The organism is Paenibacillus sp. GCM10027628, assembly GCF_042676385.1.
In the GTDB taxonomy this organism is placed as follows: domain Bacteria; phylum Bacillota; class Bacilli; order Paenibacillales; family NBRC-103111; genus Paenibacillus_E.
In genome coordinates, this window is the sequence record NZ_JBHTHA010000015.1 from 41,668 (window position 1) to 67,322 (window position 25,655).

Annotated in this window: 28 protein-coding genes; 19 read left to right on the forward strand and 9 right to left on the reverse strand. The window is 44.8% G+C overall.

The window, feature by feature from the left end:
• Window positions 1-40: 40 nt before the first annotated feature.
• Both ACFQZT_RS14940 and ACFQZT_RS14945 read right to left on the reverse strand, forming a co-directional pair.
• Window positions 41-883, reverse strand: a complete 843-nt coding sequence (locus ACFQZT_RS14940) for an aldo/keto reductase (RefSeq protein WP_379301149.1) — start codon at window positions 881-883, stop codon at window positions 41-43.
• On the reverse strand, window positions 883-2,106 hold the full coding sequence (locus tag ACFQZT_RS14945; RefSeq protein ID WP_379301151.1) for an MFS transporter: 1,224 nt from the start codon (window positions 2,104-2,106) through the stop codon (window positions 883-885). Before ACFQZT_RS14945 ends, ACFQZT_RS14940 begins: the two co-directional genes overlap by 1 nt.
• A gap of 137 nt (window positions 2,107-2,243) precedes the next feature.
• Between ACFQZT_RS14945 and ACFQZT_RS14950 the strand changes: the two genes are divergently transcribed.
• Together ACFQZT_RS14950 and ACFQZT_RS14955 are read left to right on the forward strand one after the other, a co-directional pair.
• Entirely contained in the window at window positions 2,244-2,606 is a 363-nt protein-coding gene (locus tag ACFQZT_RS14950; RefSeq protein ID WP_379301289.1) for a winged helix-turn-helix transcriptional regulator, read from the forward strand.
• Window positions 2,607-2,739: 133 nt separating this feature from the next.
• Window positions 2,740-2,994 (forward strand): hypothetical protein, encoded by a 255-nt coding sequence (locus ACFQZT_RS14955; protein ID WP_379301153.1) that lies wholly within the window; start codon window positions 2,740-2,742, stop codon window positions 2,992-2,994.
• A 55-nt stretch (window positions 2,995-3,049) separates the two neighbouring features.
• Here the strand turns inward: ACFQZT_RS14955 and ACFQZT_RS14960 are convergent, their stop codons facing one another.
• Window positions 3,050-3,820, reverse strand: a complete 771-nt coding sequence (locus tag ACFQZT_RS14960) for a pirin family protein (protein ID WP_379301155.1) — start codon at window positions 3,818-3,820, stop codon at window positions 3,050-3,052.
• Between the two features lie 167 nt (window positions 3,821-3,987).
• On the opposite strand from ACFQZT_RS14960, the gene ACFQZT_RS14965 reads away from it, so the two are divergent.
• The 3 genes from ACFQZT_RS14965 to ACFQZT_RS14975 all read left to right on the forward strand — a co-directional run bounded on the left by ACFQZT_RS14965 (window position 3,988) and on the right by ACFQZT_RS14975 (window position 5,870).
• Window positions 3,988-4,404: a BlaI/MecI/CopY family transcriptional regulator gene (locus tag ACFQZT_RS14965; RefSeq protein WP_379301157.1), complete on the forward strand. Its 417-nt coding sequence runs from the start codon at window positions 3,988-3,990 to the stop codon at window positions 4,402-4,404.
• Between the two features lie 3 nt (window positions 4,405-4,407).
• The gene (locus tag ACFQZT_RS14970) at window positions 4,408-5,244 is read left to right on the forward strand and encodes a M56 family metallopeptidase (RefSeq protein WP_379301159.1); all 837 of its coding nucleotides are present in this window, start codon (window positions 4,408-4,410) and stop codon (window positions 5,242-5,244) included.
• Window positions 5,245-5,315: 71 nt separating this feature from the next.
• Window positions 5,316-5,870 (forward strand): DUF2231 domain-containing protein, encoded by a 555-nt coding sequence (locus ACFQZT_RS14975; RefSeq protein WP_379301161.1) that lies wholly within the window; start codon window positions 5,316-5,318, stop codon window positions 5,868-5,870.
• An 899-nt stretch (window positions 5,871-6,769) separates the two neighbouring features.
• Here the strand turns inward: ACFQZT_RS14975 and ACFQZT_RS14980 are convergent.
• The gene (locus tag ACFQZT_RS14980) at window positions 6,770-6,937 is read right to left on the reverse strand and encodes a hypothetical protein (protein WP_379301163.1); all 168 of its coding nucleotides are present in this window, start codon (window positions 6,935-6,937) and stop codon (window positions 6,770-6,772) included.
• A 493-nt stretch (window positions 6,938-7,430) separates the two neighbouring features.
• Between ACFQZT_RS14980 and ACFQZT_RS14985 the strand changes: the two genes are divergently transcribed.
• From ACFQZT_RS14985 to ACFQZT_RS14995, 3 genes are all read left to right on the forward strand, one after another.
• Window positions 7,431-9,176, forward strand: a complete 1,746-nt coding sequence (locus ACFQZT_RS14985) for an ABC transporter ATP-binding protein (protein ID WP_379301165.1) — start codon at window positions 7,431-7,433, stop codon at window positions 9,174-9,176.
• Window positions 9,177-9,469: 293 nt separating this feature from the next.
• Window positions 9,470-11,521 carry an ABC transporter ATP-binding protein gene (locus ACFQZT_RS14990; RefSeq protein WP_379301167.1) on the forward strand — a complete coding sequence of 684 codons (2,052 nt, stop codon included), beginning with the start codon at window positions 9,470-9,472 and terminating at the stop codon, window positions 11,519-11,521.
• A gap of 149 nt (window positions 11,522-11,670) precedes the next feature.
• A complete protein-coding gene (locus ACFQZT_RS14995; RefSeq protein ID WP_379301169.1) occupies window positions 11,671-11,988 on the forward strand; it encodes a hypothetical protein in 318 nt (105 codons plus the stop codon).
• Between the two features lie 110 nt (window positions 11,989-12,098).
• Here ACFQZT_RS14995 and ACFQZT_RS15000 read toward each other — a convergent pair whose 3' ends face one another.
• Window positions 12,099-13,052, reverse strand: a complete 954-nt coding sequence (locus ACFQZT_RS15000) for a nucleoside hydrolase (protein WP_379301171.1) — start codon at window positions 13,050-13,052, stop codon at window positions 12,099-12,101.
• Window positions 13,053-13,147: 95 nt separating this feature from the next.
• On the opposite strand from ACFQZT_RS15000, the gene ACFQZT_RS15005 reads away from it, so the two are divergent.
• The gene (locus ACFQZT_RS15005; protein ID WP_379301173.1) at window positions 13,148-13,786 is read left to right on the forward strand and encodes a Crp/Fnr family transcriptional regulator; all 639 of its coding nucleotides are present in this window, start codon (window positions 13,148-13,150) and stop codon (window positions 13,784-13,786) included.
• 105 nt (window positions 13,787-13,891) lie between these two features.
• Here ACFQZT_RS15005 and ACFQZT_RS15010 read toward each other — a convergent pair whose 3' ends face one another.
• Window positions 13,892-15,082 carry an MFS transporter gene (locus ACFQZT_RS15010; protein WP_379301175.1) on the reverse strand — a complete coding sequence of 397 codons (1,191 nt, stop codon included), beginning with the start codon at window positions 15,080-15,082 and terminating at the stop codon, window positions 13,892-13,894.
• A 101-nt stretch (window positions 15,083-15,183) separates the two neighbouring features.
• Here ACFQZT_RS15010 and ACFQZT_RS15015 point away from each other — a divergent pair, with 101 nt between their 5' ends.
• The 6 genes from ACFQZT_RS15015 to ACFQZT_RS15040 all read left to right on the forward strand — a co-directional run bounded on the left by ACFQZT_RS15015 (window position 15,184) and on the right by ACFQZT_RS15040 (window position 20,437).
• Complete coding sequence (locus tag ACFQZT_RS15015; protein ID WP_379301177.1) at window positions 15,184-16,125, forward strand: helix-turn-helix transcriptional regulator; 942 nt, start codon at window positions 15,184-15,186, stop codon at window positions 16,123-16,125.
• A 114-nt stretch (window positions 16,126-16,239) separates the two neighbouring features.
• Window positions 16,240-16,809, forward strand: coding sequence for a hypothetical protein (locus ACFQZT_RS15020; protein WP_379301179.1), 570 nt, complete (start codon window positions 16,240-16,242; stop codon window positions 16,807-16,809).
• A 44-nt stretch (window positions 16,810-16,853) separates the two neighbouring features.
• On the forward strand, window positions 16,854-17,441 hold the full coding sequence (locus tag ACFQZT_RS15025) for a hypothetical protein (protein WP_379301181.1): 588 nt from the start codon (window positions 16,854-16,856) through the stop codon (window positions 17,439-17,441).
• Between the two features lie 70 nt (window positions 17,442-17,511).
• Complete coding sequence (locus tag ACFQZT_RS15030; protein WP_379301183.1) at window positions 17,512-17,928, forward strand: Rrf2 family transcriptional regulator; 417 nt, start codon at window positions 17,512-17,514, stop codon at window positions 17,926-17,928.
• Window positions 17,929-18,153: 225 nt separating this feature from the next.
• Window positions 18,154-19,026 (forward strand): SDR family oxidoreductase, encoded by an 873-nt coding sequence (locus tag ACFQZT_RS15035; protein ID WP_379301185.1) that lies wholly within the window; start codon window positions 18,154-18,156, stop codon window positions 19,024-19,026.
• Window positions 19,027-19,213: 187 nt separating this feature from the next.
• Window positions 19,214-20,437 carry a hypothetical protein gene (locus tag ACFQZT_RS15040; RefSeq protein ID WP_379301187.1) on the forward strand — a complete coding sequence of 408 codons (1,224 nt, stop codon included), beginning with the start codon at window positions 19,214-19,216 and terminating at the stop codon, window positions 20,435-20,437.
• A gap of 97 nt (window positions 20,438-20,534) precedes the next feature.
• On the opposite strand, the gene ACFQZT_RS15045 is transcribed toward ACFQZT_RS15040, so the two are convergent.
• Window positions 20,535-20,975: an SRPBCC family protein gene (locus ACFQZT_RS15045; RefSeq protein ID WP_379301189.1), complete on the reverse strand. Its 441-nt coding sequence runs from the start codon at window positions 20,973-20,975 to the stop codon at window positions 20,535-20,537.
• A 110-nt stretch (window positions 20,976-21,085) separates the two neighbouring features.
• Here ACFQZT_RS15045 and ACFQZT_RS15050 point away from each other — a divergent pair, with 110 nt between their 5' ends.
• From ACFQZT_RS15050 to ACFQZT_RS15065, 4 genes are all read left to right on the forward strand, one after another.
• A complete protein-coding gene (locus tag ACFQZT_RS15050; protein WP_379301191.1) occupies window positions 21,086-21,892 on the forward strand; it encodes a DUF6597 domain-containing transcriptional factor in 807 nt (268 codons plus the stop codon).
• Between the two features lie 240 nt (window positions 21,893-22,132).
• Window positions 22,133-22,555, forward strand: a complete 423-nt coding sequence (locus ACFQZT_RS15055) for a DoxX family protein (RefSeq protein ID WP_379301193.1) — start codon at window positions 22,133-22,135, stop codon at window positions 22,553-22,555.
• Between the two features lie 62 nt (window positions 22,556-22,617).
• Window positions 22,618-23,082, forward strand: a complete 465-nt coding sequence (locus ACFQZT_RS15060) for a phage tail protein (RefSeq protein WP_379301195.1) — start codon at window positions 22,618-22,620, stop codon at window positions 23,080-23,082.
• A gap of 306 nt (window positions 23,083-23,388) precedes the next feature.
• Window positions 23,389-23,601, forward strand: coding sequence for an HAD family hydrolase (locus ACFQZT_RS15065; RefSeq protein ID WP_379301197.1), 213 nt, complete (start codon window positions 23,389-23,391; stop codon window positions 23,599-23,601).
• Between the two features lie 433 nt (window positions 23,602-24,034).
• On the opposite strand, the gene ACFQZT_RS15070 is transcribed toward ACFQZT_RS15065, so the two are convergent.
• Together ACFQZT_RS15070 and ACFQZT_RS15075 are read right to left on the reverse strand one after the other, a co-directional pair.
• Window positions 24,035-24,889, reverse strand: coding sequence for a sigma-E factor regulatory protein RseB domain-containing protein (locus ACFQZT_RS15070; protein ID WP_379301199.1), 855 nt, complete (start codon window positions 24,887-24,889; stop codon window positions 24,035-24,037).
• A 21-nt stretch (window positions 24,890-24,910) separates the two neighbouring features.
• On the reverse strand, window positions 24,911-25,432 hold the full coding sequence (locus tag ACFQZT_RS15075; protein ID WP_379301201.1) for a hypothetical protein: 522 nt from the start codon (window positions 25,430-25,432) through the stop codon (window positions 24,911-24,913).
• Window positions 25,433-25,655 lie beyond the last annotated feature (223 nt).

Genomic DNA, 25,655 nt, shown 5'->3' on the forward strand with positions numbered 1-25,655 from the left:
GTGGTGCGGGTTTTTGTATGTTTTTTTATTGAATACCGGATTAAAAATCGAAGTTGTCCGGATCAGGACCGACACGATGATTTTGGTTCAAACGATCGATGCGCGCCATGTCTTCTTTGGTTAATTCAAAATCAAATACGGCTGCATTTTCGATAATTCGATGCTCTTTGGTAGACTTCGGTATAGTGACTACGCCATGCTGCAAGTCCCAACGCAAAATGACTTGGGCAACCGATTTGCCATGTTGTTCTCCAATTTCTTTCAAAACGGGGTGATCCAGCAGTTGGCCTTGCATAAGCGGGGACCATGCCTCCATCTGAATGTCTTGTTCCTTACAGAACTGAAGAAGGTCCTGCTGTGTTAATTGCGGATGGAATTCAACTTGGTTCACCATCGGTTTGATTTCAGCATCGTTCATTAAGTCTTTCAGGTGATGGATTTGAAAATTGCTTACCCCAATGGCCTTAACCCGGCCTTCTTTATAGAGGGTTTCTAAAGCTCTCCATGCCTCTTTATATTTACCTTGTACAGGCCAATGTATGAGGTACAAATCAAGATACTCTAAGCCAAGCTTGCTCAGGCTTGTTTCGTAGGCCGCGAGCGTCTGCTCGTACCCAAGATCGGCATTCCAAACCTTTGAGGTTACGAAAAGCTCCTCTCTAGAGATTGAAAACTCGGAAATAGCTTCGCTAATTCCCTGCCCGACACTGTTTTCATTTCCGTAAATGGCTGCAGTATCGATGCTGCGATAACCATGCCGAATGGCTGATTTCACAGCCTGTACCAGCTCCTGCCCTTCTTCAACTTTAAATACCCCGAGCCCAAACATGGGCATTTTCACACCGTTGTGTAAGGTTGTTGTATCTTGCAAATGTTTAGTCATTATATAATTGCCTCCTTATGTGTATTAGCGATTAGTGATTCATCTTCATCGTTTTTTTCCAGAGCACGGCTCCAGACGGTTAAAATGACAGCGCCAAGAACCATCAACGCGCCGACCCATGTCGTATGAACCAGGCCGATCGAGTCCGTAATGACTCCACCCAAGTATGCCCCGATAGCAATGCCTGCATTAAAAGCCGCAATATTGACGGCAGAAGCCACATCGACGGCGTTCGGTGCAAATCGTTCAGCTAATGAAACCACATATACTTGCAACCCGGGCACGTTCATGAAAGCGAACAATCCCATAAAGAAGACCGTTATCAAACTGGCAGCCTTAAACGGTACTGTGAAAGCCAGAACAAAGAGCACTATAGATTGGATGGCAAACATATAGAACAAGGCGGAAATAGGTCTGCGGTTAGCAGCTTTGCCTCCAATAACATTGCCGATGGCAATAGCGATTCCGTATACAAGGAGGATAGCAGCGACCGTTTTTTCTTTAAATCCGGTTATGTCGTGAAGGAGAGGAGATAAATAAGTAAAGACGACAAACGTACCTCCGTACCCCAATGCAGTAATGGAAAAAGCAAGCAGCAACCGTTTATGCGTAATCAGTTTAAGCTGGTCGCGAAGCAGGGATTTGGCTCCTTTACGCAAGTTGGAGGGAACTAGAACCAAGTTGGCAATGAGTGCAAGGATGCCGACTGCAACGATGGCGATGAAGGCGGCCCGCCAGCCCAATTGTTGTCCGATCAAGGTGCCCAAAGGCACTCCGGTAACGGTAGCTACAGTAAGTCCGGAAAACATGATGGAGACGGCGCTGGCTCTGCGGTTCTCGGATACAAGTTCCGCGGCGATGGTGGAACCAATGGACATGAATACGCCGTGTGAGAAAGCTGAGATTACGCGCGCCAGCAGCAGAACGGCAATCCCGCTTGCAGTGGCAGCAAGACTATTGCCTGCTATGAACACAAGCATAATCAACAGCAATAGGGTTTTACGTGATATACGGGAGGTCAAGGACGTTAAAATTGGTGCTCCCAGTGTGACTCCAAGAGCATATAAAGTAACGGTTAACCCGGAAGTTGTGACTGATATATGCAAGTCTTCAGCGATAAGAGGGAGCAATCCTACACTGATAAACTCTGTTGTTCCGATCGCAAAGGCGCTAATTGCTAAAGCCAAGAGCGCAAAAATACTTCTTTTTTTATCTATCAGCATTCGTCTCACTCCTACTTTTTTTGTTGATCCCGGCCGGTACATGTTATTATGGATTATCGTGTTTAAAATGAATAGTACGTACTTTTAAGTGTTATAGGCACTAAAAAGTTCCCATACCTGAATGGAGAGAAAAGATGATGGTCAAAAAGAAATATAATATTTCGGTCGAAGCAACGCTGGAGGTCATCGGTGGAAAGTGGAAATGTGTCATTCTTTGTCACTTGACGCACGGGAAAAAGAGGACAAGTGATTTAAAACGTCTGATGCCCGGAATTACTCAAAAAATGCTGACTCAGCAACTAAGAGAACTAGAGCAAGACGGCATTGTGAATCGGATTATTTATCATCAGATTCCTCCCAAAGTCGAATATGAGCTTAGCGAATATGGCTGGAGCTTGAAAACGATTTTGGATTCCTTATGCAATTGGGGTGAAAAGCACATTATTAAAGAGTATGGCGATAAATTCGCTGTGTTGGAAGACAGCATATTGAATAAATAGCTCAGCCACCTTTAGCAGGATCGTCCCAGTGTCAATATTGCAGCTTCAACATCGACGGGGTATAAAAACAGGTCATTTTCCTCAATATAGCCGATGTAGGGAATTTGCTTTATTGAAGGAGGCAGGCAACACAATGACCCACCAAGATTCTAGTTGGCAGTCGCAAAACCCGGTATCCTCAGCGCAAAATTCGGTAGACAACGTTCATAATGCCGTTTCTCACGCGATGACTCATCCGACGCCGCTGACGATTCAAGAGGCCCAGAACGCAATTACGCAGGCGGAAAGAGCGCTGGCGCAAGCCAAGGCGCATCACGACCAGCCAGCTGTACAGCAAGCGGAGGAATCGTTAAACCAAGAGAAGTCCAGACTTCAAAGCATCCAGTGAAAATCAAAACAGCCCCTATCCTTGCGAAGGATGAGGGCTGTTTTCCAATGATTTATTATTTGCGATACAGCGAATAACCTGGATCTTTGGGGACTTCAATCGCGATGATGCGTAAACCTTGTTCGCTATCGGCTTGAAGCCTTAGAAGCTCGCTTGCTTCAGCAGCTTTGACAACGGCGAAGTCTTTGTGCGCCAGAGCATGAGCTTCTGCAGCCGCGGCAGCAGTACCTTGACCTCGAATGACGAGCGCAGCCAGAAGTCGGCTAGGATCCAGCTTATAGCTGAATTCGGCGCCGGCCTGCAACGTCCAGTCGTACATGTTGACATCGGTATCGAGCTTGATAGGAGCGTCACCGCCGATGACGGTCTTCACCGCTGTACCGCCTTCGGTGATGCTTGGGAAAGCCTCGTTATCATATTGATTGTAAGTGGCAGGCTGCTTCACTGTCACGTTCAGGTTCGGCTCGAACCAGATTTGAAGCCCTTCGCTTCCGACTTTGCGGAATGCTTCCGAGTGATATACGCCGGAACCCGCTTGAATGACTTGAGCGCCACCGTTCGTCACAGTTTGCAGCGAACCAAGAGAGTCGCGGTGCTCGACGAGTCCTTCAATGACATAGGTCACAATCTCGAACGCTTTATGCGGATGCATCGGGATCTCAGCTACGTCCGTTGCCTTACCCCAAGCCCAATAGAAGAGTGAGCCTATGCGGTCGACGGCTGTTTTCTCGCCGGGAAAGCTGATTGGACGTTGTTCGACGAATTTTCCGCCATCAAAATGGCCTACGCCTTGCCGTTCGGGAGAAAATATTTGAATATCCATCATGGATCCACTCCTTTTTGCTAAATATTTTTCAATAACTAACTTTATGTAAGTAATTATAAATCGTTGTATCCACGCTGTCAATCATCTCCGAAATGAGCCGCCGAATGAACAGCTTGACTGGATATCCCCCTTCCTACTACAATATGTAGTGTAAGGAGTTGTTTCCAATGAAAATGCAAAATTTCAAGTTTCAAAGCAGTGGTTTGGGCCGCTTTTTCGGTCCGCTCGAGGCTAAAATCATGGAGATTTTGTGGGCAGCGGAGTCGGAGATCACGATCAAAGATGTCCATCATAAACTTGATCAGGAGAAAGCTATTTCTTTTAACACGGTTATGACGGTGATGAACCGCCTCGTGGAGAAGGGCATTCTTCAGAAACGCTCCCTCATTCGCTCTTTCGTGTACCGTCCGGTGATGACGCGAGACGCCTTTATGGAGGCTCAGTCCAAGGAACTCACCTTCGATCTGATCGAAGAGTTCGGCTCGCAAGCTGTCGTACACATGGTGGATGCGCTGGATCAGGTGGACCCTGAACTGCTGGACCGTCTGGAGCAGAAAATCAAAGAACTGAAAAAGGATAGATAACACATGTGGGAAACCCGGTCCAAATGGATGCTATACGCTTCTCTCGCGACGGCAGGCTTCATTTTACTGCAAATGACCTTCTTCTCCTTGCACATCCTGTTCGGAATTCGCCTATCATTTAACGTATTTAAAATATGTCTGGAGCTGTTTCATATCCTGCGTTCGCCGTGGGTTTGCGACATGATCCACCTGCTTGTCCTCTACACGTTCGCCGCGTGCTTCTGGGTTATCGGCAGGCAGATTCTGGTCTCTGCCCGTTCCGCCAAGCGGCTGCTTCGCTGCCAAGATACCCGGCTCACCCGGATTTACAGCAGCAAGTACGGATTGAGGGAACGGGACTTGGTCGTCATTCAAAATCATGCCGCTGTAGCCTTGACGCTCGGCGTCATCAGACCGAGAATCGTCGTGTCGACCGGACTTCTGCAGCGCCTGGAGCAAAGCGAATTGGAAGCCGTCATGGAGCATGAGAAATTCCATCTGCAGCATCGCGACCCATTGGCGATTTTCCTGCTGTCGATGCTTTCCATTTCGATGTGGTACATTCCTTTGTTCAGATGGGTGCTGGATAAATATAAAATTATGATTGAGATTATGGCTGACCAATTTGCCATCTCCACCAACTGCAGCGCAAAGGATTTAGGCAGCGCACTGCTCAAAATGCTGAAGCTGCAGGGACAAGTTCCCGGACCGTCCGTCTCCTACGCCTCATTTGCGGAAACTTCGATCAATCTGCGCATCATGCACATTTTGGAGCCGCAAACGCAGCTTTCCCTCAGGATGCCGCTCCTGCGCACCCTGATTTCAATTGTAGCTTTGCTGATTCTGGTGACCCTCACCTGAATCTTTTTTTCATCAACTACACTACAATATGTAGTTTGAATTTTACCGAAAAAGAAGAGGAGAGAGTAACTATGGACTACTTGATCAAGAATGCGCACTTTATTTTTACCCATTTTCCAATTGCTTTGCTGATCTTCAGTCTGGTCTTTGACCTGCTGGCGCTGATTGCGAAGAAGCGGGAATGGCATGCAGCGGGCTGGCTCAGCCTTCTGGTGGGTACCCTCGGTGCGATTGCTTCCGTTATCACGGGACCGGAGGAATCCAGGAATCCGCTGGTGCATACGCATGAATTCTATGCGAAACTGACCATGTTCGCCGCAATCGTGTTAACGGTTGTCAGAGTCGGCCTACTGATTTGGAAAAAGAAAGAGATCGGCCGCAACCCGATCTATCTGGCGGGGGCGCTTGTCGCTGTGATCCTCGTTTCGTATACCGGACATCTCGGCGGCCAAATGGTACATAGACCGTTCAATCCGAACGGCGGACCAATGATGCAGGGTCCGGGCGGCGGGCCGGGACAAGGAGGCCAAGGCCAAGGCGGAGCTAAACAGGGAAGCCCGGGTCAAGGTCAGGGGCAAAACAATCCTGGCGGAGAAAAGCCACAGGCTAGTCCCGCGGCAAAGTAGTTTGGCGAAGTAACCCGACATAGTGTGAGTGTTCCAAAGGACAGCCAATAGGTTGTCCTTTTTTTACCTGGAATAAGGGGCTAACCACCATGAAAGCTGTAAGCGTGCAACAATAAATAGCAAGTGTTGCCGCTGGAAAGGTGTTTTTCATCGTTGCAGTGGGCGTGGGGAAATGAAGTCGTGCCTCGAACGATGTTTTGAACGCTTACAGACGAGAAAAAAAGCAGGGTTGTACGCTGAGCGATGCTGGTATGATGTTTATTATCGTTACAGACATGTGGGGATGCTGCAGTCGTGTCTCTAACGATATTTTTCATCTTTGCAGACGAGAAGATGGCGGATTGACAAAGACAAGTTCGTTCCCAAACGTTCGGCTTTAGATAAGGACCTGGCCATCATCAGCCAGGTTTTTTCATATTTATAAAGTGTATTTCGGCTGTCGGGATGATAAGGCATAAGGGCGCCCCTGGTTGCATTGGAAAAAGTCCAATGGAACGAGTTGAAATCGATATAGCTGAGGCTTGGATTGGAAATTGTGCAATGAAATCGGGTACATATCCGCATTGTTGCTGATTTTGTGAGGAAACGTTGGATGAAATCCACTGTAGGCATGATTGACCTCGGCAGGGCGAATGTTCTGCTGCAAATTATCCAATAGAGAGAACAATGAGTCGTTTTACAGAAAGAATTTCGTTGATTCGGGAACATATGTTTGGTATACTGATGTAAGTAAATATTTGTAAATAAAAAGGAGTTCATCCTGGTGATTTCATCTTTCTTGCGCGTCATGCAGGAGGATTTGAATCCGATGACATTGGATTCCAGATGAAGTCTAGTTTCGATAGTCTTGGCATGACTTTAAATTCAGATGGCGCATTGATATCCGTGTTCTCACCGAGCTACTTCAACTCCAGTTCCTCCAACGTATACCGATGATCCCACAGGAACTCCATATCATAGTTTGTCGAGTCACGACTGATAAAGCGGGCAATGAGAGCAATCGTGCCTCCCATAATGACGATAAATGCAAGAATCCAACCCATCAATTCAAAAACCTGATCAACCATCGTAATCCTCCCCTGCAAGATGTCCTTTACTTCAACATATGCCGCCTATTTGTGAAACATGTGTGACAAAGGCTGGGTCAAGCTGAAAGTTTGTTATAGTCGTTCTCTCCTGTTGACACATCCGACCGAGGGGTGTTAAGATCACCTCTGTGAAGAAGAACATACAACTTTTGGAAAAGGAGGGTTTCGAGATGAATGAGATTGTTATGGATCTAGATCGTAGCGCACATAGGGATTTGAGTAGCTTAAACCATACAATTTCATATCCGGTAACCCGTCCGTCTGCCGTGAGCCACTGATCGTTCATCGTCGGCTGCTGCAGCATCACAATTTTAACGCTTATCGAAGCGCGGGTTACGAAGCAAGTTCGTAACGTGCGCTTTTATGATTTTTTAGAAGGCATATCGCTGCGTGCGATGTGCCTTTTTGCGTGTACGGCGATGCCAAAGCCGCGAGGCAAAAAAGGCACCATTTGAGAGGAGTGAACTACCTGATGTTTACCGTATTAAAGAAATTAAGCTGGTTTTTTCGGATGAATTGGAAACGATATAGCGTCGCCGTGGGCTTGCTAATTATCGTCGGATTCATTGACGTTATTCCGCCTAAGCTAATCGGCTATGCGATTGATGGCATACACATGGGAACTTTGACAGGAAGTAAGCTGTTCCAGCTTCTGGCCTTTTGGGGCACATTGATCGTACTTGGTTATGCGATGACGTACGTTTGGCTGTATCAGCTGTTTGGCGGCGCTTTTGTATTGGAACGCATTCTGCGCTCCAGGATCATGAGGCACTTGCTCCGTATGACTCCCACGTTCTATGAGCGCAATCGCACAGGGGATTTGATGGCGAGAGCGACCAATGACTTGCAGGCGGTGTCTACGACAGCCGGGTTCGGGATTTTAACGTTCGTCGACTCCACGTTATTTATGCTGACGATCCTCGGTATGATGGGCTTTCTCATCAGTTGGAAGCTGACGCTTGCCGCGATTCTGCCGTTGCCTATCATGGCAATCGCCATTACGATCTACGGCGGACGGATTCATGAACGATTCATGAAGGCGCAGGACGCTTTTGGGGAAATGAATGACCGGGTGCTGGAAACGATCGCCGGTGTGCGGGTAATCCGCGCCTATGTGCAGGAACAAGCAAGCCAAGAGAGCTTCAAAACGATGACGGACGATGTCTATCGCAAAAATATCGCCGTCGCCATGATCGACGCTTTATTTGAACCAACGGTTAAAATCCTCGTCGGCATCTCTTACCTGATCGGGTTGTGCTACGGCGGTTACATGGTTTTTCATAGTGAATTGACCTTAGGTGAACTCGTTTCGTTCAATACGTTCCTCGGAATGCTGATCTGGCCTATGTTCGCGATTGGCGAGTTGATGAACATCATGCAGCGTGGCAATGCCTCCCTCGACCGTGTCAATGAAACGCTCGGCTATAAGCCGGACGTGTCGGATGCTCCGGATGCGACTACGCTGCTGCTGCCTAACTCCATTGCTTTCAGGGAAGTAACTTTCCGCTATCCGTCCTCATCCATCGATAATCTGGTGAATATTTCCTTCCAACTGCAGCGCGGCCAGACGCTCGGCATTGTTGGAAGAACAGGAAGCGGCAAAACGACGCTGCTCAAGCAGCTGCTCAGAGAATACCCGCTCGGTCAAGGAGCGATCACCGTATCCGATACCCCGATCGAGCAATTGACGGTAGACACTTTGCATGGCTGGATTGGCTACGTACCGCAGCAGCCGATTCTGTTCTCGAAAACAGTGAAAGAGAACATTATGTTCGGCCGAAGTAAAGGTACGGAGGAAGAGCTCATTCAAGCGCTGGAGTTGGCCGCGTTCCGCAAGGACGTGGAATTCCTGCCGGAAGGCTTGGAGACACTGGTCGGGGAAAAAGGCGTTGCCTTATCCGGTGGGCAAAAACAGCGCGTTTCCATTGCCCGTGCACTCTATGTGAATCCGGAAATTCTCATGCTTGACGATGCGCTGTCCGCAGTCGATGCAAAAACAGAGGCCGAGATCATCCGCGGTATTCGCACCGAACGCGCCGGCAAAACAACGTTGATCACTACGCACCGACTCTCCGCAGTACAACATGCTGATTGGATCCTTGTGTTGGATGAAGGCTATGTTGTGGAAGAAGGCACGCACGAGCATCTTATCGCGCTTGGCGGCTGGTACAAAGAACAGTACGACCGTCAACAGCTGGAAGAGCAGGTCGAGGTTTAGGGCTTTGTAATAAAATAGGGGTTTAAAAAGTCCGCTTTCAGAACCGAGAAGGTTGGACGAAATCCGGAGAAAGAGGAACGGAGCGAGATGAGAGTACCGGACTTCCCGGATTCGTTCAAGATTCGATGTCGATATGACATCCTGAAATTCTTCGTTATGAGTAAACTTTTATCGAAGTCTTTCGAGGATGAGCGACCGCATTAAAATGTAAGTTTAATCGCCAATCAGACTGTGGTCTGATGTGGACAAAGTGGATTTTTTAAACTACCTCTAAGAAATGAAGGTGAGAATCCTTGAGACATACAGGAAGACGACTATTTCAATATGCGACATTGTTCAAAAAGCCGCTGCTGATCGCGCTGCTATTCTTAGCACTGGCTGTAGCTGCCGAGCTTGCGGGCCCGTTCATTGCGAAGCAGATGATCGACCGCCATATTCTCGGCATCGAGAAGCCGTGGTACGAAACTACATCTGCGACGCAAACGGCTAAAGCTGTACCCTTCGGTGGTACGTTTTATAAGAGAAGCGACAACTTCGCAATAGGCGAAGCGAAAGGGAAGGAAGTCCGCATTTTACAAGTGGGCAGTCAGTTCGTGTGGGTGGAACAGCCCATAGTGTTCGATGGCGCTCGAAAATTGGCAGGCAGCAAGCTCATAATCACGCAAGGCAATGAGCAAGCAGAGTACGTGGCGAAGAAGCTCAGCATTCAAGAGCTGTATACGTTCTATGAGCCTGAATTTAACAATCTGATGAGGCTGGCCGGACTGTATCTAGGACTGATTATTGTTGGCGCTGTGTTTACGTACGGGCAGCGGTACTTGCTCCAAGCAGCGGCAAATCGCATCATTCAGCGGATGCGGACCGATGTGTTTGCGCAGATTCAACGACTGCCGATCAACTATTTTGACAATCAGCCTGCGGGTAAGGTCGTATCTCGCATCACGAATGATACCGAGGCTGTACGGGATTTGTATGTGCAGGTATTGGCAAACTTTTTTACCGGTACCATTTATATCGTAGGGATCATTGCGGCTTTATTCGTCTTGGATTACCGTTTGGCACTGTTTACGCTGCCGATTATTCCGATGCTCTATGTGTGGATTATTGTGTACCGCAAATTTGCTTCCCGTTATAATCACGAAATTCGCGAGCGCCTCAGTTCCATTAACGGGATGATCAATGAGTCGATTCAAGGGATGACGATCATTCAGGCGTTCCGCAGACAAAAGGAAACGATCCAGGAATTCGATCAACTGAATGATGAGTACACCAAATACCAGAACAAAATGTTGAGTCTAAACTCCATCACTTCTCACAATTTGATGAATGTAATTCGAAATCTGTTCTTCTTCGGACTGATTTGGTACGTTGGCGGCAGCTCGATGAATTCGCTGATCACCGTCGGTGTCCTTTACGCTTTTGTCGATTATCTCAACCGGATGTTTCATCCGATGGTCGGTATCGTCAATCAGCTGCCGAATCTGGAGCGTGCTATCGTATCTGCGGACCGCGTGTTCGAGCTGCTCGACGAGCAGGGCATTGACGTGGCGGCCGGCAAATCCGAGCGTTATCTCGGCAATGTGAAATTCGAACATGTGCGTTTTGCTTACAAAGAAGGGGAATATGTGCTTAAAGATATTTCCTTCGAGGCGAAGCAGGGGCAGACGGTGGCGCTGGTCGGCCATACCGGATCCGGCAAAAGCTCAATCCTGAACCTGCTGTTCCGCTTCTACGATGTGAATGAAGGCCGGATCACGGTAGACGACCGTGATGTGCGCGACATGCCCAAACAGCTGCTGCGCCAGCATATGGGCATCGTGCTCCAAGATCCGTTCCTGTTCACCGGGACGATCGCGTCCAACGTCAGTCTGGACGATCCGTCCATCACCCGGGAACGGGTGGAGCAGGCGCTCCGCGACGTTGGCGCTGCGGAGATGTTTGCGAGCTTGCCACGGGGCATCGATGAGCCCGTGATCGAGAAGGGCAGCACGCTGTCCGCCGGCCAGCGGCAGCTAATTTCCTTCGCCCGGGCGCTGGCGTTCGACCCGGCGATTCTGATTCTCGATGAGGCGACGGCCAGCATCGATACGGAAACCGAGGCCGTCATTCAGGCCGCGCTCGATGTATTGAAGAAGGGGCGTACCACCTTCATCATTGCACACCGTTTGTCGACGATTAAAAACGCCGACCAGATTCTGGTGCTCGACCATGGTCAGATCGTCGAGCGGGGCAATCATGACGAGCTGATGCAGCAGCTCGGCCGTTACTATCAGATGTACCAGCTTCAGCAGGGACATCAGGAGAGTGCCGCCGCCACTGAAATCGAGGCACGCAGCGGCGTGTAAGTGCAGACCCGGGGTGCGATAGTGACGCTCACCCCGGGTTTTTGAGCTTTGCCCGAAGGACAAAGCTCGTTAATAGGGCTAACGATTATTGCCCGAGGGTATGCTACAATGTAAACGAAAGCAACCTATTTTTGGAACGGAGGAGCTACATGCGACCAGACACGCTTCGCATTTTAAACTTGCTGCAACTGTTATCCGAGATTGGTATTGGCATCGGATATTTGCTAGGCCTTATACCGTTTGTGTATTTATGGTCGAGTGCCTGGGTAATTCCACTCGTATTCGTCAGTCTGGTGCTCGCGCTGCTCACTCGTAACGGTACAACCAATATGACAATTATCAACGTAGTATTGTCTTTCTTAAGCTACATTCCTGTCGTGGGCTACGCGTTTCGCGCAGCGGGCATTGTGATTTCATGGATCAACATTCGTGCGATAACAAGTGGACGGAACACAAGTCCGTATTGAATAATGGTGTTAAAAGATAGGTTAAAGCCAAAGAGCTCTCAGTGCTTCCCAGTAGGAAGTAGTGAGAGCTCTTCGGGTTTTACTTGGACATATTTTATCGTCATGATTTTTTATTGGACTAGTAAGCTGATTAATTTTTCTTTAAATAAAGGATTGTTAATCGTTTTGCATACTTTTGCTTTAGGGGTATGACCCGCAAAGCCATCTGATATGGCAAGCTTACTACCGTCATTTACAATGACTTGACCATAGGCAGCTTCTTCTATTGTGCAGACATAGCAGTAACACAATTTTTCTTCAACGACAATTTCATTCCAGAGAACAACACCCATTGCCACAGCATCAGGTAAGTCAACGATATGTTCATTGCTTCTTTGCAAATTATATTCAAGCAAGGTACGGTTGCATGTAACGGAAAACACAGCTTCTTCCTTACCGCTCGCCAGTAATACATCCATATCTTCCTTGTTTAAAGCAGCTTCCCCCAAACATACATCAAATCCAATGATAGTAATAGGTATACCTGAGCCCAGCATAATACGATAGGCCTCAGCATCTACATACACATTAAATTCAGCGACAGGTGTAGTGTTTCCAGGGCCAAAACCAGATGTACCCATCGTGAAAATATGTTTGACCTTTTTCATCGTTTCAGGTGCTTTTAAAATCGCAAGGGCAATATTGGTAACGGGGCCGATGGTTACAATTTCGATTTCTCCAGGGTTATTTTCAATAATGTCCAGGATCGCATCTACGGCATGCTTGATTTCCGGCAAAATCGTAGGATGAATTAAATCGCAATCTCCCATGCCGTCTTCACCATGAACATTAACAGCCGTAACTAAATCGCGCATCAGCGGTTTGGCTGCTCCGACATAAAGAGGCGGTTTTTGACCGTGAGCAACTTCGATTGTCATAAGCGCATTCTTAGTTGCTAGTATCAGCGGGACGTTACCACAGACGGTTGTTATCGCTTCCACTTTAACATCCGTTGATTTCAATGCCATAATTAATGCTACAGCATCATCGCTTCCAGTATCCGTGTCGATAATTAATTTTCTCATAACAAGACCTCCAATTCGTATTTGGTCTTATTATAGAGTTCCACTTATAATGAAAAACAGGTCAAATGACCAAAAGCAAAAAGAAGGTGGAAATAATGAATTTACAAGATATTGTGAATGATGCACCGGCGCATATTAGTGAAGCATTTATTTATAAAAAGCATAAGAAAGGCAGTCTTATCATTCATCCGCATGAGCATAATCATTATCTTTATATTTTAACTTCAGGTATTGCAGAAGTGTATAGACAGACTTTTGTGGGAACGATGCTTTCCTTATATGTTTATCATTCATATAGTTGTTTTGGGGAGATAGAAATTTTTAATGAAAAAATTAAAACGCTCGGTGTTATTGCGAAACAAAATTGTGAAACGATAGCGATCCATAAAACAAAGGTTTATGAATGGATGAAAATCGATTTTAATTTTAATTTCTACTTGATTGAGCAACTTGCCTCCAAATTAATTTTAAGTTCGGATACCGCGGCGCAGTTATCCCTGCTAACAGCTAAAGATCGTATTTTATTAAGTATACATAATCATTATAAAATCGGTGATTTGGATTACCTTACAAAGCAAATTTTATCAAGCGAGGTCTGTGCTCCAATTAGAAGTTTAAATCGCTCCATAGCTCAGTGCATAAATGAGGGTTATATAAATTATAAGAATAAAAAATTTTCGATAATTTCAATTGAAAAAATTGAAAAATATCTTGAAAATTTTTTACTAAGTTAAAGAAAAAGGGCCCATTGAAGGCCCTTTTTCTGCTTTCTTGCGAGACCGGGATTACCGGCATTCCCGGATTTACCCAATTCCCATTCGCATTGTCTCGAGCCGCCCTTAAGCTACAGTTTCGGTTTTTGATTCGGATTTTTCTGCATGAGTCGCCAGAACTCCGCTCAAGATAAACACAAGCAGCGAACAAGCCAGGCAAATCCCCGTAAAAATACCTATAGCAGAATAACCGTTAAATCCCGCATAAAGCATCCCGGCCACCCAAGCTCCCACTGTTGTCGCAGCATTCATAGTTGATGTGGCCAGACTTGAAATGGTGCCGCGGATCGTTGGATTTAAACTGTTCAGCAGCCCCACCATAAGGGGGAATAGAATACCGAGAATAGCGAAAATGAAAAAGTAAACGCCTTTGACGATATAAATCGACGACACATGGGGCAATGCGATATAAGCCGCAATAATGATGAGCATTCCCGCCGCCATAGTCTGAAACTGATTTAACGCTTTTATCACGTAAGGACTGCAAATGCTTCCTATCAAATTGCCAAGCCCCAAAAAGATGATCACATATCCGGCCTCATCAATCGATAGGGAAAAGCGGTCCGTCATCCATTTCCCGAGAAAAGCAAAGGCGGCGCTGCTCCCCAGATGAACAAAAAAGTAGGCGAGAAAGGTGCCTCTCGCTTTGCCGCTTGTCAGCAGGGGCACGTATCTTTTTAATATAGATGGCTTAGCACCTTGCTGGACGCGCGGTTTCATGCTGGGGACGACGAAGAAGGCTGCAATTGCCAAAAGCAGTGAAAATAGGCCGATGCTCCAAAAGGGAAGAGACCAATTATCTGCCGCCAGCAGGCTTCCGATCGGCACGCCGAGCGCTTGAGAGACAGCGAGCCCTGCGTAGGCAATGCCTAGTACTTTGCTGATTTTGGCCGGAGGAAACAGGGTTGGGATGGCTGCCCACACTTGCGGTGCTGTAAAGGCTGCGCTGACTCCAGCCAAAAAACGGAACAAACACATGGTCCAAAAGTTGACGGAGAAACCGCACAAGCATGTTGAAACGGCGAAGCAAGTAAGGCCGGTAAGGAGTACCTTTTTTCGATCCCATCCATCGGATAATGGACCGGCAATCAGCGCAAACGCCGCCGAACCCAAGGTGTAAGCTCCCATCATCCACCCCGCCATTTCAGTAGGTACATCGAACATACTTTGCAGTGTCGGAATCAGCGGAGAGATCAAAAACGTATCCGTACCGATAACGAACATGACAAGAAAAAATATCACGATAATTTTATTCATTTTTCTTCACCATTTTCTTTTGTTATTTGATCTTGAACCTTATTGTATAGGATAATAGTGACAATAGTTGTCACAAATTATAAAGAAATTGGAGCCATGTCATGTCTAAATCGAAACGTTTATTGGAACTGATGATGACGGTCAACCGCAAACGGAAATTTACGGTTAAGGAGCTTGCCATGGAGTTCGGCGTATCCACGAGGACGATGTTAAGAGATCTCCAGGAACTAAGCGAGCTGGGGGTCCCGCTTTATTCGGAGGTAGGTCCCCACGGCGGTTATCAGGTGTTGAAGGAAAGAATTTTGCCGCCTATCGCATTTTCCGAAGAAGAGGCTGTCGCTATGTTTTTTGCGGTGTATGCCCTTCGTCATTATTCTTCTCTGCCCTTTGAAACGGAATCTGCTTCCGCATTGGACAAATTTTATTTGCACATGTCCGGGGACATTCGGGATCGCATTGATCAAATGAAAAATCGGGTGGATTTCGTGACGCCAACGAGACAGCAGGAATCCCCTTATTTATCGATCCTGCTCGAAGCAGCCGTTCAACAAAAGGTATTACTCATCGAATACGAGAAGCGCAAGGCGTGCAGAAAAATACAACCGATCGGCATCTATGCCAACAACGGCTTGTGGTTTTGTCCGGCTTATTGCTTTCTTCGTAAAGATTTTCGCGTATTTCGTTGCGATCGCATTCATACGGCGGTATACGATGCTGACGGTACGGAGCCTATGGATCTGCGGCATGTTCATCTTGGAAACAAGGAGTCATTTTTCCAATCGGAGAAGGAGTCGGCCGGGCTTTATGCGGAATTAAGCCAAAAAGGCGTCCAAATGTGCGAGGCTGTATTATGGTTGGGCTCCCATTTGCATATCCGGGAGGATGGCACGGGGTGGCTGGAAGGTCCAATTCCTCAGAGCGACTTCGCTTTTTATGCCAGATTTTTTATCGGATTGGGCAATGAAGTGACAGTAAAGCAACCACCGGAGTTGGTGGGTGATATGAAACGGCTGTTCGCGGAAATCATGTCCAAATATGATTAGTCGCGCATAATGTAATTTTATAAAATGCACATATCACCCTCGTATTTTGTCCATAGCAATAGAAATTCGATCTGAATTTAATATATTAGTAAATCTGATAGAGGGATGATGTGTGTGAGCAAAGAACGATTACTCAAGTGGTACGATTATCATGAATTACCTAATCCCATGCTCCTTGGCGGCAGTACCGTTATAGTTCCCAGTTATTTTGGTGGTCAGGAAGTTCTTATTCCCGGATCGATCACATTAAAACGTATTCATTCTAACGATCGCATCGAATTGAAAGCGACAATCGTATGGAATTTTTCCCTTAATTCCATTGCTAGTCCGGAAATAACAGTAGCAACTCAAAAAATGCAATTTAGTATTTGGCGCGATAAACCTTTTACAGGTGAACGTCTCTATACTGTTTTGGACGCTGGCAGCCTTACTGAACTAATCCCGGTTGGAGGGCAGCCAACAATCATTAATAATTCTTTTACAACATCATTTGCATGCACGGATCAACACGTTAAAGGAGAAACTCATAACTATTATTTGACTGCTTCAACAGGGGGCACTTTTGGTTTCAATGTATTTATTGGAGATGGCGGTGGCCAACCCATACCGATCAACAACATCAACGCCCCGACCATTACGGAAGTTCATTTTAGCGGCTTCGTTATTGGTGAGAACAAGACTTAGTTCGTCGTTGTCTATCTTCAATCATACACAAAAGGAGGATGCGCATGAACAAAGAACAATTACTCAAGTGGTATGATTTTCATCAATCGTCTAACCCGATGGATCCCGGTAGTGCAGTTATCGCTACTCTTGATCTACCAGTGATCGCCAATTCCGTTGGTACGGAGGTTCAAGTCGGAAAATCTATTAAATTAAATAGAATCAATCCAAATGATCGTCAAGAGCTTTACGCGACAATTGTTTGGAATTTTGGACTTCAATCGCAAACATTAGGTACGCAAATAATGGCAGCGACGCAAGGCATGCAATTCAGTATTTGGCGTGATGCTCCTTTTACTGGAAAACGTCTTTGTACTGTTATGGATTCTGGAACTCTTTCAGAACTAAGGACAGTCGTTTCGCTCCCTTCTATTATTAGCAATACCATTACTACAACTTTTGAATGTACAGATAGGAATGTGAAAAAAGATAGCTCCCACAAATACTATTTAACTGCAGCGGCAAGGAACGCCTCAGGAATAATGGTAACTGAAGCCAGTCAAGGCCAACCCTTTCCTATTACCACATTCAGTAATCCCACTATACTAGAAGTACATTTTAGTGGCTTTGTCATTGACGAAAACGAGACTTAAACGTTGGATGATACGGATATTGACATTATGCCCGGTAATAACTATTATAGTTACAACGGTGGTGATAAGCTTGAAGCAAATAAGCACGCGCTTTTCAATGGCTGTTCATATCCTTTCCCTGATTGCTCTTAATCCGAACGAATTGACTGGGGACTTCATTGCGGGCAGCGTAAACACCAATCCTGTGGTCATCCGAAGAATTATGGGTATGTTAAAAAAAGCAGGGTTATTGGAAGTACGTCCGGGGGTAGGAGGCGCTTCTCTACGCAAACCACCCGAGGAAATTACGCTTCTTGATGTTTATCGCGCTGTAAATGTGATCGAAGATAACCAATTATTCCGTGTTCACGAAGATTCGAATGTGCGATGCCAAGTCGGGCGCAATATTGAAGCGGTTCTTCAAACTGAATTGAATGAGGCTCAATCCGTTATGGAACACAGGTTGGCACAAACGACTTTGAGTCAACTTACAGCAAGATTCAAATAAATGAGAGCTCCTTTAAGAGCTTTTATTTTACCACATAGGAAAGTTTAACTACGTTAAAGCACTAAAGTGCTTAACAAACTTTCCTATTGGCGATAAAAACTTCCGCTAAACGCGGTCGCTCATCTTCGAAAGGACGTCGATAGACGTTTTTCTCATAAGATTGTTGTAACTGCTCATGTTATAACAAAAGAAATTACAACAAAACATAGTTGGAGGAATGCGAAGATGAAAATCTTAGTCACAGGAGCTACAGGGAGATTGGGATCGAAAGTCGTAGAAACATTATTGAAATCTGTACCAGCAAGTCAATTAGCTGTTAGCGTGCGCAATCCAGAAAAAGCAGAAGGACTACAAGCTCAAGGAGTAGAAGTTCGGCATGGGGATTTTGACCGTCCAGAGACATTGGATTCAGCCTTTGCGGGTATCGGCCGGCTGTTAATCATATCTGCAGATGGGGACAACGAGACAAGAATTCGTCAACATACCAATGCGGTAGCAGCGGCACAACGGGCTCAAGTTGGATTTATTGCATACACCAGTGCAGCCAATGCAAGTGAAAGCAAGTTGTTCCTCGCTCAAGTACACCGTGTCACGGAAGAAGCCATCATCAAAACGGGCATTCCGTACTCCTTCTTGCGAAACAACTGGTACTTGGAGAATGAGATCGGGAACATTCAAGGTGTGGTGGCAGGAGCGCCGTGGGTGACGTCTGCCGGAAAGGGCAAGGCAGGCTGGGCCGTACAACAAGATTATGCGGAGGCAGCTGCAGCAGTACTGGCGGAAGATGGGCACGAGAATACCATTTACGAGCTTTCGGGTAAACTGATGACTCAAGAAGAACTAGTGTCGGTTATTGAAACGGTTTTAGGCAAAGAAGTTCCCGTGCAACAAGTCGATGATGCCAAGTATGCCGAAATCATGAAAGGTGCGGGAGTACCCGACTTTGTCATCCCTATTCTCGTAGGTATCCAGCAAGGCATCCGGGAAGGCGCACTGGAGATCGAAAGCAACGATTTGGAAAAGCTGCTTGGTCGTCCAGTTACGCCAATCAAGGAGGCACTAACCCAAATTGTTAATGGAATCTCTCAAGCTAAGTAATTGAGCTAGCTAACAGGGGAGTTATAACCATATAAATACTTAAAACAAGGCTGCCGGCATGATCGGGAGCCTTCGTTGCATTAATGGGCAGAGTTGTTAACCTCATTACCGGACTAGACGACGGCAAAAGATAAAAGCAACTTTCTAGTAAATCTCGTGTCTAATTTGGCAAAGGAGAATGACGAACATGAACAAATGGTTAACTTTACTGCTGGCAGCAGCTATAGCTTTTCTATCTGGGCCGCGGCCCTCTCAGGCAGAGCAGGAGCTCGTTACACCTAGCGTTATGCCTTATGTTACCCTGCTTGACGAGTTTACATTGTATGCAAGTAACAATACAAGACCGAATGAGGCCATCGGCTCGCTAAGCGCCTTCCAGTCTGTCCAACTAGCTCCAATCGAGAACAGCAAGCTGCTCGGCATCACACTTATGGATAAAGTTAAGGTTGTAACATGGCTCGGCGAGGCATGGATTAATTTGAAGGAAGGCGCGTACAAGTACGGCCAGTTGGAGGTTCAGGAGCAGACACTAACATTACTAGAACAGGAGACCCCCATTTATGACTCACCGATGAAAATAACCGAATATAGACTCTCCCCACAAAAGGTTCAGGCAGTTGCCTCCATCGATGTGTGCGATCCATACACCCCCTGCTACACAAATGATAAGTGGTATTTGATCCGGACCTCATGGATCGGGGAAAAATGGATTCGCCCCTATCATTATGCCGAGAAATACAAAGGCGAACCGGTAGAAGGCATGATCACTATTGCACAGGAGAGCGAAATGTATATGCTGCCCTTCGAAAAACCGATACTTGACGAGCCAAAGCTGACTCCTCAAGTGGTGAAGCCCGTTGCGAAATATATACAGCAGTCGCGAATGGTTCCTCCAAGCGTCTGGTATCAGATCGATACCCCGAAGGGACTTAGATGGATTCACGCGGATGACTCTTATGGGCTTGGATTTGAAAGGGTAGAGCAGGTCGACCTTAAACTCGATATTCCCGTTCCATTCCAGTATTACAAAACACCCTTCTCCTACTCCAATGATTCAACGGGGCAGCAGCAGCCGCAAACCGTTCATGCGATCGGAAAAAGAGAAGACTGGTTCTTCGTGATAGCGGACGGTTCCGGCAAGTGGATCAACCCGGCCAAGGAAATTTCCTCACGATTGACCGGGGATTTCCAGAACGATGCGAAGCTCGGGGTGAAGCAGAGCGATGCGCGTCTCGAGCTGACCGAAGCATCCATCGTACTTAATACACCTTATGTGGATAACTCGTTGATGAACAACTCACTCACTTTCACACCGCAATCCGTAACCGCTTCACGCGTTTGGAATTCCCCTAATGGGGAATTGTGGTATTACATCCACACCTGGCAGGGTGCCAAATGGGTGAGGCCATAAGCAAGTTATATAAGGATACATAGTAGCTATTGTTTACCTGACAGGAAACGATAATGGAGGAGTTTGCTTTACAGCAGCTCCTCTTTTCGTTTATTGATCAGTTGATTAAAGATTCTCTTTCAGCAATTTTCTTTATACTGTCCAATGTTTCTTCCCAGTTCTTATCTGAATGTTCGTACATAGTCCGAGTACAAAAGTTACTGTGTTTTAATATTAAAATTGTCTTGTTATCTTGGTTTAATAGCGTAAATTTGATGATTGAGTAGTTTTCGGGGATGTCATCTGTGCCGGAGAGACCGCTCCAGTAGTCATACGAGAAAACTTTGGGAGCTTCCAACTCCAATATATGTCCTTTATCTTCGAAAGCTTTGCCATCCCAACTGAAGGAAAAGGAAATCTGATGGCCAATCTTCCAATCAGTCTTGAAAGTGACTCCCAGCCATTGTTTAATAAAATCAGGGTCAGTTAAGACATTCCAAACAGTCTCTGCTGCTGCAACAATTTCTCTTTGTTTGTCAATGGACAACGTGTTGCTCATAATCTCAAACCTTTCTTTATTAAATTTAATGGTTCATATAATCGTTCCAATTGAAATATTACAACATGAGGAAAGGGAAGTATCGTAAAAATGCGACAGGAGGTAAAATAATGGCGGCTGAAATAAAACCAATCGGCATGTTAAACAATAAATCCGCAGAGACTAAGTTTAAGTTATCCTTATTTCGACCTTCGGAGCATCTTGCATTTTTTGTGGAGAACTACTGGATCGTTCAGTGGGATTTACGTGGAGAAGAACCGTTTCTTTCAGAAAATCTGCCTCATCCTAGCGTCCATATGGTTTTTGAGAAGAACAACACAAGGGTGGTTGGCGTTGTCACCGGAAAATTCGGTTACTTGCTCGAAGGCTATGGAACCATAGTTGGCATAAAGTTTAGACCAGGGGCTTTTTATCCTTTCATGAACATTCCGGTGTCGCAAATTACGAATGGAACAATGAAACTTACCGCTTTATTTGATATAAATGTACAAGAGCTTGAGGATGCAATCTTATCGCAGGCGGACCGAGAGAAAATGGTCGAGACGGTGGAAATTTTTTTAACTTCAAGGCTTCCGGAACGTGATGACAATGTGGAATTGATTAACCGAATCCACCAAGACATGATGTCAGATCGGGAACTGACAAGGGTTGAACATGTTGCTGCCCATTTTCAAATGAATTCAAGGGGACTGCAACGTTTGTTTAATTTGTATGTGGGCGTCAGTCCCAAATGGGTGATCCAGAGATATCGGCTCCATGACATCGCAGAAAGGACGGCCAGGGATGAGGAGCTGAACTGGTCCCAATTGGCACTAGATCTCGGTTATCATGATCAAACCCATCTTATAAAAGCTTTCAAATCCGTTATTGGGTTGACTCCGGAAGAATTTCGCAATAGAAGATCATCCAGTGAATAGTTGCCGATGTTATGATTGAATTAACGGAGTACAATAGTGTAGGAGTTGCTATACAGCAGCTCCTCTTTTCGTTTAACGGGCAGTTTTCAGGTGGAATTTAAAAATGCTGTTGACATGACACTAAATGGTGTCATATAATAAAAGTGTCACCAAATGGTGTCTAATTGGAAGCTAGTCAGTTGGAAAGTTTGGAACATGAATATAAGTTCACTTGAATCAAAAATTATGAGGAGGAACAAAATGAGTACGATCATTGGTGCGGAAACAACCGCGAAAGTAGAAACCCGGCCCCGAGGAAAAATGATTGCTTATTGGACAGTCACATTATTTCTCGCAATAGCTATTACGTTAAGTGGTATCGGGCAACTGATGCGATATGGGGGAAATGTCGAGTTAGTGACCAATATTGGTTTCCCATTATACATCACGTACATTCTCGGGAGTTGGAAATTGCTTGGAGTCATTGCTATCGTCGTGCCAGGTTTTCCTCGGCTTAAAGAATGGGCTCATGCTGGTCTCTTCTTTTTAATGACTGGTGCGGTTTTATCTCATGCGTTTGCGGACGATTATGGTGATTACGGGTTTCATCTTATTCTTCCACTTTCATATGCTGCACTAAATATCGCCTCGTGGGCGCTACGTCCGAAGAGTCGCAAACTTTAATGAGGTGGTGAAATCTGGATTCCCGTTTGTAGAATAAAGTGATAAAAAGGAGAGATATGGAAATGTCCTATATCGTTGATTTTAACAATGTGTCTACGGTTGGTTTAGAGTCTTCACCTGTAGTAGAAGCGCTTGCTGGTTTACGTGCTAATGAAGCCCGTTACTTTATGAACAAATATAAGCATGAATTTACGGTTGTACCAGCTAGTGAAAGCCAAGAGACCCTTGATTATGTGAACCGAATTTTGAAAGCTGAACGTGATATTGAGTTTGCGGCCAAACCTTTAGAAACGTCGCGTTTTCAAGTGGAAAATATCAAAATGGCGTACGTCTTTTATGAGGATGGTCTTGCGGTCAATGTCATGTATACGGTTGATGACCCTAAGAAGCGGGCCGTTGGTTTTAAGCTTTCTGAGGGGATGGAGGTACCAAAGGAGTTAGAAGAGAAGTTTAAGTTTGCTAGGCAGAAGTCTAAATTAGCCGGAACAATTCGTGGCTCGTTTTTTGTAATTAAAGGAGAATATTAAAGAAATTAGGGAAAGCTGTCTTCTCTGGTGACAAAAACATTATCTCATTCAAGGCCGCGTAAATCGCGGCTTTTTTGTTTATTCACTCGATACGGCCGCCGGCAAAACAAGCATAATTCTTTACTCACTTGAACTAATCGTTGCTTTCAAAAAGAATTTGAACTATTGAATAACAATAGTTCTACGAAAACAGGAGCAGATTGCCACGGCGGCTGCTCCTGTTTCATTGAAGTAACTGGCAGGAGAATTAAGTAATCATATGGAATATAATGGGCGACCAAGATTTCCAGAAAAAGGAGCTAGTTCATGACCACCAATCTTATTTTGTTTGACTTTGATGGTACTTTGGCTGATACGTTACCTTCGTCTTTTGCTGCATTTCGAACTGTTTTCAAAAAGTATGATAGGCAAGATGTTACAAACGACATGCTTGTTTCCATGTTTGGTCCGACAGAAGATGAAATAATTTCTATGAACTTCAATAATAAAGAATTAGTTCAAAAAGCAATTATTGAATAGTATGATTTGTATGGACAAGGACACTCTGAAGTAAATGAAATCAATTCAATTGCAAAAGCAAAAATCCAGCTCACAGAATATACAAAAATGATTAGTGTCCTTGCTGGATATGAAAATAACCCCCCCCCCCCCATATCAGATGAAAATAAATTTCTGCAGGCGAGGTTAATTCGTACATGCCCATTGCTACAGAGAGCAGTTGAGCAAATCCAAGAATATAGTGTTCGCGAGGTAACCAAATATCGTTACATAAAGGGTAACTAAAGATCTGCCACCATTTTACGATTTAGTGGGTGGGGATACTGCGAAAAAACCATAGATAGAAAGTTGATTGAGGGAATTATTAGCGTTGCAAATACATTATTATATCTTGAATAGTTTATTTGGATTCAAAAAAAAGATGTCACCTCAAAATAGGTGACACCTTTTTTATTTAATTATTTGATGCGCCATCCTTGAAGCCTTTCGAATGCAACTCTTGTTCAAATGATCCAACAGTTTTTTTGGCTTCTGATACAGCACTCTTAGCATTAGGAGTAACATTATCGAATTCAATATCAGATACCTCGATACGACTAGTTTCCTGTTGCTTTTGATCAAATGTAATTAATTTCAATAATACTCCTGTATTTGTGTCAACCCACAATTTAAATGAGTTTCCAAATTTCTCTGAAAGGGTTGAATTTAGATAGCCTTGGATGACAGTTGTATCCCTATTTAATAGATTCTCAGTGCCAACTATTTCATAATTTTTTTGATCGTCATTTAGCCAAAATGCGATTTGTTGCGGAAATGTAACTAATTGAGCATCCTGTGCTGTTGCCGGATCGCTTCTATATTTGAATTCCCTTTGACCTTTGCTGTTTTTAGATTCACGAGTAGTTTCGATTTTTTCTCTGTTCAAAACTTTTTTCTCTTTAGTAAAAGTTCTGTTTATTTCATCAGTTTCTAAAAGATAATTACTGTCTGAAACAACTTCTTTCTTTTTTGAACCGTCAATATTTTTTAAGAGAATGTGACTATACGGGCTTTGTCCTTGTTCTACATCAAAATCAACAGTGACATTTCGATTTTTTGTTATATTTTTATAACTCCCTTTTACTCTTTGGTAATTATCAATTGCATTTAACATTTTATTTTTAATAGATATAGGTGAAGAGTTGCTTTGAACACTTGAGTTATCAATAGGTGTTGCTGCTTTTGTATTAGTTTCAAGTAGATAGCTCGAGATGAAAACAATTGCAGCTAAACTAAGTATTGAAACACCAACAACTTTTATCTTTTTCATTATCAATTAGCCTCTATAATTTTAGGATTTCCAACTTTTGTTGTCGAGCCACATATCGTCTGCACCCATACCACCATAATATGTAGATCTTTCAAGTACGATTAAAGTATTTGGTGCGGATGCCCAAAAAGTTGTAGGGAAGAAGCTCCAACCATTTGGTGCATACTCTTGATCAAGAGTGTAAGAGGTTCCACCGTACCTATATTTGACTACATCAACAAATTTCTTGTTACTAAGATATGTTGAAGCTTGTAATTGAATTGTTGGGCTTATCACATCAATTGAAATTGTCCATCCCCACCAAGAAGATGATGTCGTGTCATTCTTTGTGTTAAGTGCAGCTGTCCATTGTGCTCCAGCACAGCATGAATTTCCTGGCACTGTTGTCCAGTTTGCATCCACACTTGGTTTTGCATAGCATTGAGAATCGTTTTGTCGTTCGCCACATGCGTAAATAGATTGGCCAGGACCAGATGCTGCAACAGAAGAAGAAATTGAAGCAAAAATTAACAAACACAAAGCAATAAATCCTAACTTTCTCATTAACTTAATACCTCCTAATTTTATTATACATGAAGCCAAAATAATACCCAAAATAGAAAAAAAGGAATTATAATGTTCATATATTGAAATATAGACAATATATGTAAAAATATTAATGGGCATAAATTACTATTTTTTTAATATATAGTATTCCTAAGGTAATAGAGTTGAATGAAAAAATACAAAAAAATACAAAAACTATGTAATATTCAAGTATTGTAAA